Raw genomic sequence first — 17,852 nt, forward strand, 5'->3', positions numbered from 1 at the left:
AGCGGTTGTGCTCAAATGGCTGTTATCGGGACCGAATCCGGCCGGCAAGAAGATTATTCTGCTTCTTCCACCTGCTCGGTCAACTCAGCTTCGTGATGCTCCTGCCATTGCTGGCGACGGCTGCGGTGATAGGTCAGGCCGGTGCCGGCGGGAATCAGGCGGCCGACGATTACGTTTTCCTTCAGGCCGCGCAATTCGTCTTGCTTGCCCATAATAGCCGCTTCGGTGAGCACGCGCGTGGTTTCCTGGAACGAAGCTGCCGAAATAAAGCTATCGGTCGACAAAGAGGCTTTGGTGATGCCGAGCAACACGTTTTCGTACCGTGCCGGCTCTTTGCCCTCTTCGCGTGCTTTTTCGTTGGCCAGCATCACATCGCCACGCTCAACCTGCTCGCCGGTAATGAAGCCGGTTTCGCCTGAATCGGCAATGTTTACGCGACGCAGCATTTGGCGGATGATCACTTCGATGTGCTTATCGGAAATTTTCACACCTTGCAGGCGGTAAACTTCCTGCACTTCTTGCACAATATAGCGTGCCAGCGCTTCAATGCCTTGCAGACGCAAGATATCGTGCGGATCTACAGCACCATCGACAATGCTCTCGCCGCGGTTCACTACCTGGCCGTCATGCACCAGAATCTGCTTCTCTTTCGAAATCAGCGTTTCATAAGCCACGCCGTCTACATCGGTGATCACCAGGCGCTGTTTGCCTTTGGTTTCCTTACCGAACGACACGGTGCCGGTCACTTCGGCCAGCATACCGGCATCTTTCGGAATGCGGGCTTCAAACAATTCGGCCACGCGCGGCAGACCACCGGTAATATCGCGGGTTTTCGAAGAGGCTTGCGGAATACGCGCCAACACATCGCCTTTGCCGATTTCCTGGCCTTCGCGCACGGTAATCACCGCGCCTACCGGAAATGCCATCGACACGGCTGTGTTGGTGCCGGGAATGCACACATCAAGGCCGTTTTCATCCAACAATTTCACGGTCGGGCGCAAGAGTTTGCTGGTGCTGGAGGCGCGGCGTTTGCCGTCAATCACCACCAAGGTGGACAAACCGGTTACTTCATCGGTTTGCTTCGCCACGGTTACACCTTCTTCGATGTTTTCGAAGCGCACCGAACCGGCATGCTCGGTAATCATCGGGCGGGTATGCGGATCCCATGTCGCCAAGGTTTGGCCGGCTTTCACCGCTTCGCCGTCTTGCACCAGCAAGATGGCACCGTAAGGCACTTTATGACGTTCGCGCTCGCGGCCGATGTCGTCGTGAATCACCACTTCGCAAGAGCGGCCGATCACCACCAACTCGCCTTTGTTGTTGGCCACATAACGCATTTGGCTGCTGAAGCGTGCCGTGCCGTTGGACTTGGCTTCCACTTGGCTGGCGGCGGCGGCTCGAGAAGCCGCACCACCGATGTGGAAAGTACGCATGGTCAGCTGCGTGCCCGGCTCACCAATGGATTGTGCGGCGATCACGCCGACTGCCTCACCGGAATTCACCAGCTTGCCGCGCGCCAAGTCGCGGCCATAGCAATGGGCGCACAAGCCGTAGCGGGTTTTACAGGTAATCGGGGTGCGCACTTTGACTTCATCCACACCGGAATGGTCAATCAAGTCGACCAATTGCTCGTTCAGCAAAGTGCCGGCTTCCACCAGCGTTTCGCCGCTGGAAGGATCAACCACATCCGAAGCGGTTACACGGCCGAGAATACGGTCGCGCAGCGCTTCAATCACGTCACCGCCCTGCACTACGGCTTTCATCACAAAGCCGTCGGTGGTGCCGCAATCGTTTTCCACCACCACCAAATCTTGGGTCACGTCTACCAAACGGCGGGTCAGGTAACCTGAGTTGGCGGTTTTCAAGGCGGTATCGGCCAAACCTTTACGCGCACCGTGGGTGGCAATAAAGTATTGCAATACGGTTAAGCCTTCGCGGAAGTTGGACGTAATCGGCGTTTCGATAATCGAGCCATCCGGCTTGGCCATCAGGCCGCGCATACCGGAAAGCTGCTTGATCTGCGCTGCCGAGCCACGGGCGCCCGAATCGGCCATCATATAGATAGAGTTGAACGACTCTTGCTCCACTTCGTTGCCATCGCGGTCGAGCACTTTCTGCTTCGACAGATTGTCCATCATCGCTTTGGCGATGCGGTCACCCGCGCGACCCCAAATATCCACCACTTTGTTGTAGCGCTCGCCGTTGGTCACCAAACCTTGGCGGTATTGGTCTTCGATTTCTTTCACCTCGGCATTGGCCTCGGCCAACAATTTGGTTTTTTCCTTCGGCACTTCCATATCGTCGACGCAAATCGAGATGCCGCCTTTAGCTGCAAAGCCGAAACCGGTATACATCAGATGGTCGGCGAAAATCACCGTGTCACGCAGGCCGCACAAGCGGAATGAAGCATTAATCAGGCGCGAAATTTCTTTTTTCTTCAGCGCTTTGTTAATGTATTCAAACGGCAGGCCTTTGGGCAGGATTTCGCTCAGCAGCGCGCGGCCGACGGTGGTTTCGTAGCGATTGATGACCGGCTCGAATTCACCCTGCTCGTTTTTCACCCATTCACGCAAACGCACGGTGATTTTGGTGCCCAGCTCCACTTGTTTGGTGTGGTAGGCGCGGTGCACTTCTTTCACATCGGCAAACAGGCTGCCTTCGCCTTTGCCGTTGATTTTGTCGCGGGTCATGTAATACAGACCCAACACGATATCTTGCGAAGGCACGATAATCGGCTCGCCGTTGGCGGGCGACAATACGTTGTTGGAAGCCAGCATCAAGGTGCGCGCTTCCATTTGCGCTTCCAGGCTCAAAGGCACGTGAACGGCCATTTGGTCGCCGTCAAAGTCGGCATTGAATGCCGCACAAACCAGCGGGTGCAGCTGAATGGCTTTGCCTTCGATCAAAATCGGCTCAAATGCCTGAATGCCCAAACGGTGCAGCGTCGGCGCACGGTTGAGCATAATCGGATGCTCGCGGATTACTTCTTCGAGAATATCCCACACTTCCGGTACTTCTTGCTCCACCAGTTTTTTCGCTGCTTTCACAGTGGTGGCCAAGCCTTGCACTTCCAGTTTGTGGAAAATAAACGGTTTGAACAGTTCCAGTGCCATTTTTTTCGGCAAGCCGCATTGATGCAGACGCAGGTAAGGGCCTACGGTAATCACGGAACGACCCGAATAATCGACACGTTTACCCAACAGGTTTTGACGGAAGCGGCCGCCTTTACCTTTAATCATATCGGCCAACGATTTGAGCGGGCGCTTGTTGGCGCCGGTCATGGCTTTACCGCGACGGCCGTTATCGAGCAGCGAATCCACCGCTTCTTGCAGCATGCGTTTTTCGTTGCGCACGATGATGTCGGGCGCGTGCAATTCCAGCAGGCGTTTCAAGCGGTTGTTGCGGTTGATCACGCGGCGGTACAAATCGTTCAAATCGGAAGTGGCGAAACGGCCGCCGTCCAGCGGCACCAAGGGACGCAAATCCGGCGGCAGCACCGGCAGCACATCCATAATCATCCATTCCAGCTTCATGCCCGAGCGTTGGAACGCTTCCAACACTTTCAGGCGCTTGGCGATTTTTTTGATTTTGGTGTCGGAACCGGTTGACTCCAGCTCTTGGCGCAACACTTCGATTTCACCGGCGATATCCAAGCCGCGCAGCAAATCGCGAATGCCTTCGGCGCCCATTTTGGCATCGAAGTCATCACCGAATTCGTCCAGCTTAGCGTAATAGTCGTCTTCAGTGAGCAATTGGCGGCGTTGCAGCGAGGTCATGCCGGGGTCGGTAACCACAAAAGCTTCGAAATACAGCACGCGCTCGATGTCACGCAAAGTCATATCCAGCACCATACCCAAGCGTGAGGGCAGCGATTTCAAAAACCAAATGTGTGCCACCGGCGCGGCCAGCTCGATGTGGCCCATGCGCTCGCGGCGCACTTTCGACAAAGTCACTTCTACGCCGCATTTTTCACAGGTTACACCCTTGAACTTCAGGCGTTTGTATTTGCCGCACAAGCATTCGTAATCTTTTACCGGACCGAAAATTTTGGCGCAAAACAAGCCGTCGCGCTCCGGTTTGAATGTACGGTAGTTGATGGTTTCCGGTTTTTTCACTTCACCGTAAGACCATGAACGAATGGTTTCAGGAGAGGCAATGCCGATTTTGATGGCATCAAATTCCTCTTCCATGCCGGCGGCCTGCAACGGATTAAATAAGTTTAACAAATTCATTTTTGCTCCTTGTGGAACGGTGGTTTTCAGACGGCCTGTTGATTGCAGGCTTTCAATTAAAGCATTTTTCTTTCAGACGACCTGCTCTTTAATAAGGCCGTCTGAAAACCGGTTCCGATATTTAGTAACGTTCCAGATCGATATCCAAGCCCAGCGAACGAATCTCTTTCACCAGCACGTTGAACGATTCGGGCATGCCGGCGTCGATTTTGTGTTCACCCTTAACGATGTTTTCATACATCTTGGTACGGCCAGTGACATCATCCGACTTCACGGTCAGCATTTCTTGCAGCGTGTAAGCAGCACCGTAAGCTTCCAGCGCCCACACCTCCATCTCACCGAAACGCTGGCCGCCGAATTGGGCTTTACCACCCAAGGGCTGTTGGGTCACCAGCGAGTAGGGCCCGGTTGAGCGGGCGTGCATTTTTTCGTCCACCAAGTGGTGCAGCTTGAGGTAGTGCATCACACCAACGGTTACCGGGCGGTCAAACGCTTCGCCCGAGCGGCCGTCATAAAGGGTAATCTGGGTTTTGGTCGGGTTAAAGCCCAGTTTTTGCACTTCCGGATCTTCACTCGGATAGGCCAAATCCAAATACGCTTTGATTTCACTTTCATGCGCGCCGTCAAACACGGGCGATGCAAAAGTGGCACCTTTGCGCAGATTGTCGGCCAAGGTTAGGATTTCGTCGTCGCTCAATTGGCTCAAATCTTCACGATGCTTATCGGGGCCGCCCAAATCACCGTTATACATGGTGTTGAGGAAGGCGCGGACTTCGCCGACTTTACGCTGCTCATCCAGCATGCGGCCGATACGCTCGCCGATGCCTTTTGCCGCCCAGCCCAGATGCACTTCGAGAATCTGGCCGATGTTCATCCGCGAGGGCACGCCCAAGGGGTTGAGTACGATGTCTACCGGGCGACCGTCTGCCATATAAGGCATGTCTTCCACCGGCAAAATGCGCGATACCACACCTTTGTTACCGTGGCGGCCGGCCATTTTATCGCCGGCTTGTAAGCGGCGTTTGATGGCGATAAACACTTTCACCATTTTTTGCACGCCCGGTTGCAACTCGTCGCCCTGAGTCAGTTTTTTCTTCTTCACTTCATACAAGGCATCCGACTCTTCGCGCTTTTGCTGCAAGCTGACTTTAATCAGCTCCATTTGTTTGGCCAGCGATTCATCGCTCATGCGGATGTCGAACCAATCGTGTTTGCTTGGCAAGCCGGCCAGATATTCCGCCGTAATGGCCGTGCCTTTGGCCAGCTTCATCGGGCCGCCGTTGGCGGCTTGGCCGACAATCATGCGCTCGATACGGCTGAAGGCATCGTTGTCGAAAATGCGCAGCTGATCGCTCAAATCTTGGCGGTAGCGTTTCAGCTCGGAATCGATAATGGCTTGGGCGCGCTTATCGCGCTGGATGCCTTCACGGGTAAACACCTGCACATCAATCACCGTGCCGCTCATGCCGGTGGGCATGCGCAACGAGGTGTCTTTCACATCGGATGCTTTTTCGCCGAAAATTGCACGCAAAAGTTTTTCTTCCGGCGTGAGCTGGGTTTCGCCTTTCGGAGTAACTTTGCCCACCAACACATCGCCGGCTTCCACTTCCGCACCGATATACACAATACCCGATTCATCCAAGCGGTTTTGCATGCGCTCAGAGAGGTTGGGAATATCGCGGGTGATGTCTTCCGCACCCAGCTTGGTGTCGCGCGCCACCACATTTAATTCTTCGATGTGGATGGAAGTGTAGCGGTCGTCCGCCGCCACTTTTTCCGACAGCAAAATCGAGTCTTCGTAGTTGTAACCGTTCCACGGCATAAAGGCGATGGTCATATTTTGACCCAAAGCCAGCTCGCCCAAATCGGTAGAGGCGCCATCGGCCACCACATCGCCGCGCTGCAATACATCGCCGGCTTTGACCACCGGGCGTTGGTTGATATTGGTGGATTGGTTGGAACGGGTGAATTTCACCAGATTGTAAATATCCACGCCCACTTCGCCGGCTGTGGCTTCGTCATCATGCACGCGCACCACAATACGGTTGGCATCCACATATTCCACAATACCGCCGCGACGAGCCACAATGGCGGTGGAAGAGTCAACCGCCACGGCACGCTCGATGCCGGTGCCGACCATCGGTTTTTCCGGGCGCAGGCAGGGCACTGCCTGACGTTGCATGTTGGCACCCATCAAGGCGCGGTTGGCATCGTCATGCTCCAAAAACGGAATCAGCGAAGCGGCCACAGATACCACCTGGCCGGTGGCCACGTCCATATATTGCACGCGGTCGGGCGTGGCCATAATGGTTTCGCCTTTTTCACGACAAGTTACCAAGTCGCCGGTGAGCATGCCGTTTTCATCCAACGCGGCATTGGCCTGGGCAATCACATAGCGGCCTTCTTCAATGGCAGACAAATAATCGATTTCATTGCTCACCTTGCCATCTGTTACACGGCGGTAAGGCGTTTCCAAGAAACCGTATTCATTGGTGCGCGCATACACCGACAAGGAATTGATCAAGCCGATGTTCGGGCCTTCCGGTGTTTCAATCGGGCACACGCGGCCATAATGGGTGGGGTGCACGTCGCGCACCTCAAAACCGGCACGCTCACGCGTCAAACCGCCCGGACCCAAGGCCGATACGCGGCGTTTGTGGGTGATTTCGGAAAGCGGATTGGTTTGATCCATAAATTGGCTCAGCTGGCTGGAGCCGAAAAATTCTTTAATGGCGGCGGAAACCGGTTTGGCATTAATCAAATCATGCGGCATCAGGTTTTCAGATTCTGCTTGATTCAAACGCTCTTTCACCGCGCGCTCGACACGCGCCAAGCCGCTGCGGAACTGGTTTTCAGTGAGTTCGCCCACCGAGCGCACACGGCGGTTGCCCAAATGGTCGATGTCGTCCACTTCGCCGTGGCCGTTGCGCAACTCCACCAAAGTGGCAATCGATGCCACGATATCTTCTACGCTCAGCACAAAGCCACCTTTATCGGCTGCACCGGCAAAGGTTTCATTCAGCAAGCGGCCATACCAAGAAGCCGCTTGCGCTTCGCTTAATTTTTGTTCGTAGGTGCGGGTGTTGAATTTCATACGGCCTACGCGCGACAAATCATAGCTGTCTTCATTGAAGAACAAGCGGTTGAACAGCATTTCCACCGCATCCTCGGTGGGCGGCTCGCCCGGGCGCATCATGCGGTAAATCGCCACGCGGGCAGCTTGCTGATCAGCAGTTTCATCGGTGCGCAAGGTGTTGGAAATATAGCCGCCTTGGTCCAGCTCATTGATATACAGCGTGTGCACTTCTTGCACGCCGTGAATATCGAATTTGGCCAGCAGCTCTTCGGTGATTTCTTCATTGGCCACGGCCAACACTTCGCCGGTGTCCGGCACAATCACATCAGCAGCCAACACTTTGCCCAACAGACTTTCAGCATCAACATCCAAGCGGGTTAAGCCGGCATTGCTGATGTCGCGGATATTTTTAGCCGTGATGCGCTTGCCTTTGCCCACCAAAACATTACCGTCTTTATCCACGATATCCAGTTTGGCAGTTTCGCCTTTCAGACGGCCTGCAATCAAATCGGTTTGCACACCGTCTTTCGACAAATAAAAGGTTTCTTTGTCGTAAAAGGTATTCAAAATCTGCTCATCGTTATAACCCAACGCTTTAAGCAGAATCGTTACCGGCATTTTGCGGCGGCGGTCGATACGGAAATAGAGCAAGTCTTTCGGATCAAACTCAAAATCCAGCCATGAGCCGCGGTAAGGAATGATGCGGGCAGAAAACAGCAATTTGCCCGAAGAATGGGTTTTGCCTTTATCGTGCTCGAAAAACACACCGGGCGAGCGGTGCAATTGCGACACAATCACGCGCTCGGTGCCGTTGATCACAAACGAGCCGCTCGGCGTCATCAACGGGATTTCACCCATATACACTTCGTTTTCACGAATCTCTTTGACCACATTGGGCTTGGATGATTCTTTATCGAAAATTTTCAAACGGATGCGCGCACGCAAAGGGGCGGCATAAGTAATGCCGCGCAGTTGGCACTCAGGAATATCAAACAGCGGTTCGCCCAATACATAATGCACAAACTCCAATTGTGCATAACCGTTGTGGCTGACAATCGGGAAAATAGAATTAAAAGCGGCCTGCAAACCATCTTCGCTGCGCTGATCAAACGGGCGGTCCAATTGCAGAAATTTAGCGTAAGAATCCAGCTGGGTGGCCAGCAAAAACGGCACATCCAGCACATTGGCGCGCTTGGCAAAGCTTTTGCGGATGCGTTTTTTCTCGGTAAACGAATAACTCATGTGAAACTCCATAGCGTGGGAGACTTTAGTATTAAACGATTGCTTACATTTATTTACATCAACAGATTATCATTTTGGTAAATAAAGGTAAAAAACCACGTTTCTCTTTTTTAAAAGCGAAATAAGGCTGGCAGTAAACTGCCAGCCTCTTACGAAAATCAAATTATTTGATTTCGACTTTAGCGCCTGCTTCTTCCAGTTGTTTTTGGATGTCTTCAGCTTCAGCTTTAGAAACACCTTCTTTAACTGCTTTAGGTGCACCGTCAACCATGTCTTTGGCTTCTTTCAAGCCCAAACCGGTAATCGCGCGAACCACTTTGATCACGCCAACTTTTTGGTCGCCGGCAGCAGTCAGAATCACGTCGAATTCGGTTTTCTCTTCAGCGGCAGCAGCGCCACCGGCAGCAGCGCCACCGGAAACAGCCAAAGCAGCGGCAGATACGCCGAATTTTTCTTCAAACGCTTTAACCAAGTCGTTCAGTTCCATAACAGTCAGATTGCTAACCGCTTCCAAAATGTCTTCTTTAGTAATAGCCATGCTATTCAAACTCCTAAATATTGGGATTAATAAGTATCTAAAATGATTAATGCAAAATTATCAAGCTGCTTCGGTTTCTGCTTGCTTGGCCGCCAAAGCAGCCAGCGCACGTGCAAAGCCTGAAACAGGCGCCTGCATAACACCAAGCAGTTTCGCCAGCAATTCTTCTTGACTCGGGATAGATGCCAGCTCGGCCACTTGAGCCTGACTCAGCAAATCGCCGTTGTAAGAACCTGCTTTTAAAACAATTTTGTCATCTTTTTTCGAGAATTGATGCAATACCTTTGCTGCAGCAACCGGATCTTCAGACGCAGCATATACCAGCGGACCTGTCATTTGGTCTGCCAATGCAGCGAACGAAGTGCCTTCTACTGCGCGACGGGCCAATGTGTTTTTCAGAACGCGCAAATATACGCCTTCTTTACGCGCATTGGCACGCAGCTCAGTCATGTTGGCAACACTGATACCGCGATACTCAGCAATCACCATAGTTTGAGCATTGGCAATCGCGCCAACAATCTCTTCTACGGCTGCTTTCTTGGTTTCAATATTGAGACTCAAGGTCTACCTCCCACTGTTTAACAAAAGAAATACCGATAACGGCATTCCACCAGCGCGGCAACCTAAATTGACATTTCACAAGTGACTTGTTTGATTCAGGACTACCGTCTGCGTAGGGTGCAAGCAATTAAATCGTAAAGATCCCTACGGTCTTGGACATCTACTTAAAATTCAAGTAGCCCACAACAGACGGCCTCTCCAAGTGAAGGCCGCCTGAAGAATACGATTAGCTGTTTACGCTGGAAGTATCCACACGCACACCCAAACCCATGGTGCTGGAAACAGCTACTTTTTTCAGGTACTGGCCTTTAGCGGCAGCCGGCTTGGCTTTCACCACCGCATCCAGCAGCGCATCAAAGTTTTCACGCAGATCAGCTTCGGCAAAAGAAGCACGGCCGATGGTGGCATGCACGATACCGGCTTTATCGGTGCGGTATTGCACTTGACCTGCCTTAGCGTTTTTCACGGCTTCAGCCACGTTCGGTGTAACCGTGCCCACTTTCGGGTTCGGCATCAGGCCGCGCGGACCCAAAATAGTGCCTAATTGACCCACAATGCGCATAGCATCCGGAGAAGCAATCACCACATCAAAATTCAGATTACCGGCTTTCACTTCGGCAGCCAAATCTTCAAAGCCCACGATATCCGCGCCAGCTTCTTTAGCGGCATCCGCATTGGCACCCTGGGTAAACACCGCTACGCGGGTGGTTTTACCGGTGCCTTTGGGCAATACAACAGAGCCACGAATCACTTGGTCTGATTTACGCGGATCCACACCCAGATTGAAAGAAACATCAACCGATTCATCGAATTTGGCGGTGGCAGCACCTTTTACCAAAGTGATGGCTTCATCAATTGCATACAATTTATTGGCTTCAACAGAAGCACGCAAGGTTTTCAAGCGTTTAGATACTTTAGCCATTATACGCCCTCCACATCCAGGCCCATTGAACGGGCGCTGCCCGCGATAATGCGCACACACGCATCCAAATCCGCACCGGTCAAATCCGGCTGTTTGGTTTTGGCGATTTCTTCCAGCTGTGCACGGGTAACGGTACCCACTTTATTGGTCAGCGGATTGGCGCTGCCTTTTTGCAGACCGGCCGCTTTTTTCAATAAAATAGATGCAGGCGGGGTTTTCATCACAAAAGTGAATGATTTGTCTGCAAATGCAGTGATCACCACCGGAATCGGCAAACCCGGCTCCATGCCTTGGGTTGCAGCATTAAATGCTTTACAGAATTCCATGATATTCAAACCGCGCTGACCCAAAGCCGGGCCTACGGGAGGAGAAGGATTGGCTTTACCTGCAGGGATCTGCAGCTTAATATAGCCGACGATTTTTTTTGCCACTTGTAGCTCCTAAATAACGGGTATAACGCGAATATTCGCTCCCCAGAAAACAAGCCGATAATTATAAAGCCGCCTTGATTTTTTTTCAAGCAAAACAAACACTCTCTTGCAAAAGTGTTGCTTTAAACCTTTTCGACTTGGCTAAACTCCAACTCAACCGGTGTTTCGCGACCGAAAATCTGCACAGACACGCGCAGCTTGTTGCGCTCGTAATTAACCTCATCCACCACACCGTTAAAGTCGGCAAACGGGCCTTCATTCACACGCACTTGCTGGCCGACTTCAAATTCCACTTTCGGTTTGGGTTTCTCAACACCGGACTTCACTTGTTGCAAAATGGCATCCACTTCACGCTGAGAAATCGGCTGCGGGCGGTTGGCTTTACCACCGATAAACCCGGACACGCGCGGCGTGCTTTTCACCAAATGCCAAGAATCATCTGTCATTTCCATTTCAACCAACACATAACCGGGAAAGAATTTGCGTTCGCTGATGGTTTTGCGGCCGTTTTTAATATCAACCACTTCCTCGACAGGCACCAAAACCTGACCGAAATAATTATCCATACCTTCTCGAGCAATACGCTCTTTCAAGGTTTTCTGAACGTTTTTTTCAAAGCCGGAATAAGCCTGCACAACATACCAACGTTTGGACATTTTTATCCCCTCTTCAACAATACATCATAAAACAACCATGAAATCAGGCTATCTGCCGCATAAATAAACAGCGCCAACACAGCCACGAAAGCCACCACAAACATGGTCATGCGCATAGCATCCTTGCGTGGCGGCCAAACTACTTTCTTAAACTCGGCAACAGAGTCGCGAACATATCGAACCAAACGACGGCCGAAATCGCACCAGTAAAACACAATCAACACAGCCAAAGCCACGCCTACTACCGGCAAAGCCGCACGGACATACACAGGCTGACCGGGTAAAGCATAAAACGCCCAAATGCCGCCAACCACCAACGCAGCAGCAATCAGCAGCTTCACAACATCGGCCGCTTTGGTTTTTTGCGCCTCATGTTGCGCTTCCACCCGGGCCAGCGCCTTGGGCTTCAGGTCTTTTTCATGAGGGGTATGGTTAGTCATTTTATATCTCTCAATACAGTAAAAAACTAACCGGCACCAAGCCGGTTAGTTTTTATTTGGCAGGCCAGGAGGGTCTCGAACCCCCAACCCTCGGTTTTGGAGACCGATACTCTACCAATTGAGCTACTGGCCTCTAAACTTTAAGCGATTACAGAAGAAACCACGCCGGCGCCTACGGTGCGGCCGCCTTCGCGAATCGCGAAACGCAGGCCTTCTTCCATGGCGATCGGGGCAATCAGCTCTACTGTGATGGCCACGTTTTCACCCGGCATTACCATTTCTACGCCCTCTTCCAAGGTTACCGCGCCGGTTACGTCGGTGGTGCGGAAGTAGAATTGCGGACGGTAGTTGGCGAAGAACGGGGTGTGACGACCGCCCTCTTCTTTGCTCAATACGTACACTTCGGCTTTGAATTTGGTGTGCGGGGTGATGGTGCCCGGTTTGGCCAATACTTGACCGCGCTCTACGTCTTCACGTTTGGTACCGCGCAACAGCACGCCTACGTTGTCGCCTGCTTGGCCTTCGTCCAGCAGTTTGCGGAACATTTCAACACCGGTGCAGGTGGTTTTTTGGGTGTCTTTCAAGCCTACGATTTCAATCTCGTCGCCTACGTGGATGATGCCGCGCTCTACGCGACCAGTTACCACGGTGCCGCGGCCTGAGATTGAGAACACGTCTTCAATCGGCAGCAGGAAAGGTTTGTCTACGGCACGCTCGGGCGTGGGGATATAGCTGTCCAGGGCATCGGCCAAGGCGAAAATGGCGGTTTCGCCGATTTCGCTGGTGTCGCCTTCCAGGGCTTTCAGGGCTGAGCCTTTGATGATCGGACAGTCATCGCCGGGGAAGTCGTAGCTTGACAAGAGGTCGCGGATTTCCATTTCAACCAATTCCAGCAGCTCTTCGTCGTCAACCATGTCGCATTTGTTCATAAACACGAGGATGTAGGGCACGCCTACTTGACGGGCCAGCAGGATATGCTCGCGGGTTTGCGGCATGGGGCCGTCAGCGGCCGAGCACACCAAAATCGCGCCATCCATTTGGGCAGCACCGGTAATCATGTTTTTTACGTAGTCGGCGTGACCCGGGCAGTCTACGTGGGCGTAGTGGCGGCCGTCGGTTTCATATTCTACGTGTGAGGTATTGATGGTGATGCCGCGGGCTTTTTCTTCCGGGGCATTGTCGATTTGGTCGTAGGCTTTGGCCGCGCCACCGAATTTTTTAGACAAAATGGTGGTCAATGCTGCGGTCAATGTGGTTTTACCATGGTCAACGTGACCGATGGTGCCAACGTTTACGTGCGGTTTGTTCCGCGCGAATTTCTCTTTAGCCATGGCAATTCTTCCTATCCTAAGCTTTAGTTTGGGTTGAAAAATATAATAATGATGGTGCCCATGGGCAGAATTGAACTGCCGACCTCTCCCTTACCAAGGGAGTGCTCTACCCCTGAGCTACATGGGCTTAATTGTGTCATACCTTAATGGAGCGGGTGAAGGGAATCGAACCCTCACCGTAAGCTTGGAAGGCTTCTGCTCTACCATTGAGCTACACCCGCACTTACTTTCTCTGCTCCAATATAAGATTGGATTTTGGTGGAGGGAGAAGGATTCGAACCTTCGAAGCTTACGCAACAGATTTACAGTCTGCCCCCTTTGGCCGCTCGGGAATCCCTCCAAAAGAGAAACGCAATAGTATAGACCTGATTGCGTTCCGTCAAGCGCCTTTTTTTATTTTTTTAAAATAAATTTGCAAGGCAATAATTTTAAATATTTATTTTTCCGCAACAAGGCGTTCGTATTTAGCTTGCAGCTCATCCGGGCTTTCAGGATGCTCTTCATCAATCAAAATACAGTCCACCGGGCACACCTGCTGGCATTGCGGCTCGTCATAGTGGCCGACGCACTGGGTGCACAGATTGGGATTGATTTCATAAATCTCTTCGCCTTGATAAATGGCATCGTTCGGGCATTCCGGCTCGCAGACATCGCAGTTGATGCACTCATCGGTAATAAAGAGTGACATTGCTTTTCCTTTATGTGTGTGTTCAAAACCGTTAACGGCGAATTATAACATAATCTGTTTTGCCGGCAGCGGCTTTATCATCCTTTGCACTTTGAGAATAATTCTTAAATCTTTTTTATTCAGCCACTTGGCTATAGAGCAATAATTCAAACCTACTCATGCCGGCTTTGCCTTCCCGATAGGGAAGCAGCCCGGCCGGCCGCTCGGGCAACTTGCCGGCTTCCACATAAACCATCGCGCCGTGATTCAGACGGCCTGCCAATAAATCAAACAGTTGCGGCCATTGCTGCCAAGCAAACGGCGGATCTAAAAACACTACATCAAAGTGCTGTTGCGTTTGATTTAAATAAGTCAGACCGTCTGAACACACAATCTCAACTTGCGGCAAGGTTAGCGTATGCGCCGCCTGTTGCAATGAACGAGCGGTTTGGCGGTTGCTTTCCACCATCACCACTTTAGCAGCTCGGCGCGAAGCCGCCTCCAGCCCCAATGCACCGCTGCCGGCAAACAGATCCAGCACGTTTTTGCCGGTTAAATCCTGCCCCAGCCAATTAAACACTTTCTCGCGCACCATGTCGGGCGTGGGGCGCAAGCCTTCGGCATCGGCAAAACCCAGCTTACGGCCGCGGTGCGTGCCGCCGATGATGCGCACTTGGTTTTGATGTTTATTGTGTTTCATTTATTTTGCTCATTCATATAAAACAAGGCCGTCTGAAAGTATTTTCAGACGGCCTTTTATCACGCTTCGTCCGTTTTTGCGCCTTTCGGTGCCGGCGGTTCGATTTGCTCTTTCCAGCCGCATTCTTTTTGCGGACACACTTTTTCTACGCCCCAGCGTTTGGTGGTTTTGATGGTGAGCACCGGCCAGCCGCAGTTGGGGCAGGTTTCGGCAATCGGCGGGTTCCAGGTGGCGTAGTTGCAGTCGGGGTAGGTGTTGCAGCTGTAAAACAGCTTACCGTAGCGGCTTTTGCGCTCGATCAGCTGGCCTTTTTTGCATTGCGGGCAGCCTACGCCGGTGTCTTTGGGCGGCTCGAGCGGCTCGATATGTTTGCATTTCGGGTAGTTGGCGCAGCCGATAAATTTGCCGTAACGTCCTTTTTTATACACCAGCTGGCCACCGTCTTTGGGACAGAAACGGCCTTCGACTATGGTCGGCTCTTCGGCTTCTTTGGCCGCGTCTTCGGCGGTTTCGCCCACATTGCGGGTGTAGTCGCAATCGGGGTAGCCCGAGCAGGCGATAAAGCGGCCGCGTTTGCCGAATTTGATTTGCAGCTTGTGGTTGCCGCATTTGGGGCAGATTTCTTCCAGCTCTTCGGTGGTGATTTTGGCGCGCTCTATGCCTTCTTTTTCTTTCACCTGCTTATCGAAGCCTTTCCAAAACTGGCTCATCACCGGCACCCATTGGCGCTTGCCGCTGGCAATGTCGTCGAGCTGGTCTTCGAGCTTGGCGGTGAAATGGTAATCGACGTATTGGGCAAAATGCTCGGTGAGGAATTTGTTGACAATATCGCCGGTGTCGGTGGGCATAAAGCGTTTTTGCTCAAGGGTGACGTATTCGCGGTCTTTGAGCGTGGAAATAATGCTAGCATAGGTGGACGGGCGGCCGATGCCGAATTCTTCCAACGCTTTCACCAACGTGGCTTCGTTGTAGCGCGGCGGCGGGCTGGTGAAGTGTTGCTCGCCGTAGAGCGCATCCACGGGCAGCACTTCGCCCTCTTTCATTTCGGGCAGTTTTTTGTTGTCTTCGTCTTCGTCGCTCTCATCGGTGCCCTCTTCATACACACTCAGAAAGCCGGCAAAGGTCTGCACTTGGCCGGTGACGCGGAAAATGCCCTCGCCCATGGCGATATCGACGGTGGTTTGGTCGAATTTGGCCGGCGTCATTTGGCAGGCCACGGTGCGCTGCCAAATCATTTGGTAAAGCTTGAATTGGTCGGCGCTCAAAAACGGTTTCACGCTCTCGGGCGTGCGGTATACGGAAGTCGGGCGGATGGCTTCATGCGCTTCTTGGGCGTTTTTGGATTTGGTTTTGTATTGCTTGGCCGATGCGGGCAGATAATCTTTGCCGATTTTGTTTTCGATATAGTGGCGGATTTCGGTGAGCGCTTCGTCGGAAAGGGTCACGCTGTCGGTACGCATATAGGTAATCAAGCCGATAGCGCCCTGTCCCACATCGATGCCTTCATACAATTGCTGCGCGGTGCGCATGGTGCGGTCGGTGGTCATGCCCAGCTTGCGCACGGCATCTTGCTGCATGGTGGAGGTGGTGAACGGCGCGGCGGGGTTGCGGCTGCGCTTTTTCTTCTCTACGGCGGCCACTTGCGCTTCTTTACCTTCCAATGCTTTCAACACATCGGCTTGCGATGTTTCATCGGGCAGGGAAAATTGCTCGAGCTTGTCGCCTTTGTATTGAATCAGCTTGGCGGTGAATTTGCTGCGGCCTTTGTGGCTGTCGAGATGCAGCGTCCAGTATTCCTGCGTTTCAAAAGCGCGGATTTCGTTTTCGCGCTCGCAAATCAGGCGCAGAGCAGGGCTTTGCACGCGGCCGGCGCTCAAGCCGCGGCGGATTTTTTTCCACAACAAGGGCGACAAATTGAAGCCGACCAGATAATCGAGCGCGCGCCGCGCCTGCTGGGCATCAACCAGATTCACTTCCAGCGCGCGCGGATGGGCGATGGCATCGAGCACGGCATTTTTGGTGATTTCGTGAAACACCACCCGCTGCGGCTTGAGGTTTTTCAGGCCGCGTTTGGATTTCAAAATTTCCTGCAAATGCCATGAAATGGCTTCGCCTTCTCTATCCGGGTCAGTGGCGAGATAAAGGTTTTCCGCTTCTTTGGCGGCGGCCACGATGGCATCGACGTGTTTGATGTTGCGCGCCACCAGCTCGTATTTCATGGCGAAATCGTTATCGGGGTCGACAGCGCCGTTTTTCGGCACCAAATCGCGTACATGGCCGTAGGAGGCTAAAATTTCAAACTCGCTGCCCAGGTATTTTTTCAGCGTTTTGGCTTTGGAAGGCGACTCGACAATCAAGAGGTTTTTGGCCATATCCGTTCTCTATGAATATATTGGGTTGGGATTCAGACGGCCTGTTTTCCAAGGCCTATTCATCATTTATCTCACGGCAATCTTTTAGCGCGGGATGAATGGCAAACAGAGCCTATAGGCCGTCTGAACAGATGTGTTGCTCAAATTTATTTGTTTTTATGAATGCCGTCTGAACGTTTTCAGACGGCCTTTTTATCTTTCACATATTTGCCATCAATGCATGGTGGACACGCCGTGCAGCGCCATCATCAAATCATCGCCGATCAACACCGGCAGCTCCGATTTGTGTGCCCACAACACCAGCAAGGTGAGCACTTTGGCCATATCCACCGTGATTTCGTCAGGCGGCATGTGCAGCAGAGCGTGTATGACGAATTCGCGCTGCTCGCCGTTGATGGCATCGGCATTTTCCAGAAAATGCAGCAGGCCGATCACTTCTTGCGGCAAGGCATCTTGCTCTTCGGGCGTATACACCCGCAAAGCATCGCTGCGGTAAGCCTGCACCGCAGATTCTTCGTTATCAGACAACACCGCCAACAACATCAGCGCGTTGTTGATCTGCACATCGTCAAAGCCGACATCTTCCAAAATCTGCCCTAAATCGTCCGGCGGCGGGCAGTCGTCGAAATCTTGATAGTGCTCGATTAAAAAGGCGATGACTTCTGCCATTTCGGCCATGATGGG

At 52.5% G+C, this 17,852-nt stretch carries 13 protein-coding genes and 4 tRNA genes; all 17 read right to left on the bottom strand.

The genetic code is table 11. From position 1 onward, the window contains the following. Window positions 1-53: 53 nt before the first annotated feature. Window positions 54-4,232 (bottom strand): DNA-directed RNA polymerase subunit beta', encoded by a 4,179-nt coding sequence (gene rpoC / locus LVJ78_RS11395; protein WP_132954796.1) that lies wholly within the window; start codon window positions 4,230-4,232, stop codon window positions 54-56. 121 nt (window positions 4,233-4,353) lie between these two features. Next, the gene (rpoB, locus tag LVJ78_RS11400) at window positions 4,354-8,550 is read right to left on the bottom strand and encodes a DNA-directed RNA polymerase subunit beta (RefSeq protein WP_132954795.1); all 4,197 of its coding nucleotides are present in this window, start codon (window positions 8,548-8,550) and stop codon (window positions 4,354-4,356) included. A 163-nt stretch (window positions 8,551-8,713) separates the two neighbouring features. Continuing rightward, window positions 8,714-9,088 carry a 50S ribosomal protein L7/L12 gene (gene rplL, locus LVJ78_RS11405; RefSeq protein ID WP_132954794.1) on the bottom strand — a complete coding sequence of 125 codons (375 nt, stop codon included), beginning with the start codon at window positions 9,086-9,088 and terminating at the stop codon, window positions 8,714-8,716. 60 nt (window positions 9,089-9,148) lie between these two features. After that, window positions 9,149-9,649 carry a 50S ribosomal protein L10 gene (gene rplJ, locus LVJ78_RS11410; protein ID WP_132954793.1) on the bottom strand — a complete coding sequence of 167 codons (501 nt, stop codon included), beginning with the start codon at window positions 9,647-9,649 and terminating at the stop codon, window positions 9,149-9,151. Window positions 9,650-9,875: 226 nt separating this feature from the next. After that, a complete protein-coding gene (gene rplA, locus LVJ78_RS11415) occupies window positions 9,876-10,571 on the bottom strand; it encodes a 50S ribosomal protein L1 (protein ID WP_132954792.1) in 696 nt (231 codons plus the stop codon). Then, window positions 10,571-11,002: a 50S ribosomal protein L11 gene (gene rplK / locus LVJ78_RS11420; RefSeq protein WP_132954791.1), complete on the bottom strand. Its 432-nt coding sequence runs from the start codon at window positions 11,000-11,002 to the stop codon at window positions 10,571-10,573. The genes rplA and rplK overlap by 1 nt, the downstream gene beginning before the upstream one ends. A gap of 122 nt (window positions 11,003-11,124) precedes the next feature. Next, window positions 11,125-11,658, bottom strand: coding sequence for a transcription termination/antitermination protein NusG (gene nusG / locus LVJ78_RS11425; RefSeq protein WP_132954790.1), 534 nt, complete (start codon window positions 11,656-11,658; stop codon window positions 11,125-11,127). Between the two features lie 2 nt (window positions 11,659-11,660). Continuing rightward, window positions 11,661-12,098, bottom strand: a complete 438-nt coding sequence (secE, locus tag LVJ78_RS11430) for a preprotein translocase subunit SecE (protein WP_132954789.1) — start codon at window positions 12,096-12,098, stop codon at window positions 11,661-11,663. Between the two features lie 57 nt (window positions 12,099-12,155). Continuing rightward, window positions 12,156-12,231: transfer RNA gene (locus tag LVJ78_RS11435), tRNA-Trp, on the bottom strand. 7 nt (window positions 12,232-12,238) lie between these two features. Further along, on the bottom strand, window positions 12,239-13,429 hold the full coding sequence (tuf, locus tag LVJ78_RS11440; protein WP_244802573.1) for an elongation factor Tu: 1,191 nt from the start codon (window positions 13,427-13,429) through the stop codon (window positions 12,239-12,241). 52 nt (window positions 13,430-13,481) lie between these two features. Further along, a tRNA-Thr gene (locus LVJ78_RS11445) sits at window positions 13,482-13,556 on the bottom strand. Window positions 13,557-13,576: 20 nt separating this feature from the next. Continuing rightward, window positions 13,577-13,650: transfer RNA gene (locus LVJ78_RS11450), tRNA-Gly, on the bottom strand. Window positions 13,651-13,685: 35 nt separating this feature from the next. Next, window positions 13,686-13,769 (bottom strand) — tRNA-Tyr (locus LVJ78_RS11455). 96 nt (window positions 13,770-13,865) lie between these two features. After that, entirely contained in the window at window positions 13,866-14,117 is a 252-nt protein-coding gene (locus LVJ78_RS11460) for a YfhL family 4Fe-4S dicluster ferredoxin (RefSeq protein WP_132953463.1), read from the bottom strand. A gap of 115 nt (window positions 14,118-14,232) precedes the next feature. Beyond that, window positions 14,233-14,796, bottom strand: a complete 564-nt coding sequence (gene rsmD, locus LVJ78_RS11465; protein WP_132953464.1) for a 16S rRNA (guanine(966)-N(2))-methyltransferase RsmD — start codon at window positions 14,794-14,796, stop codon at window positions 14,233-14,235. 59 nt (window positions 14,797-14,855) lie between these two features. Then, window positions 14,856-17,168, bottom strand: a complete 2,313-nt coding sequence (topA, locus tag LVJ78_RS11470) for a type I DNA topoisomerase (protein WP_132953465.1) — start codon at window positions 17,166-17,168, stop codon at window positions 14,856-14,858. 213 nt (window positions 17,169-17,381) lie between these two features. Next, complete coding sequence (locus tag LVJ78_RS11475) at window positions 17,382-17,837, bottom strand: DUF494 family protein (protein ID WP_132953538.1); 456 nt, start codon at window positions 17,835-17,837, stop codon at window positions 17,382-17,384. Window positions 17,838-17,852: the final 15 nt, after the last annotated feature.

Source organism: Uruburuella suis (genome assembly GCF_022870845.1).
Lineage (GTDB): Bacteria > Pseudomonadota > Gammaproteobacteria > Burkholderiales > Neisseriaceae > Neisseria > Neisseria suis.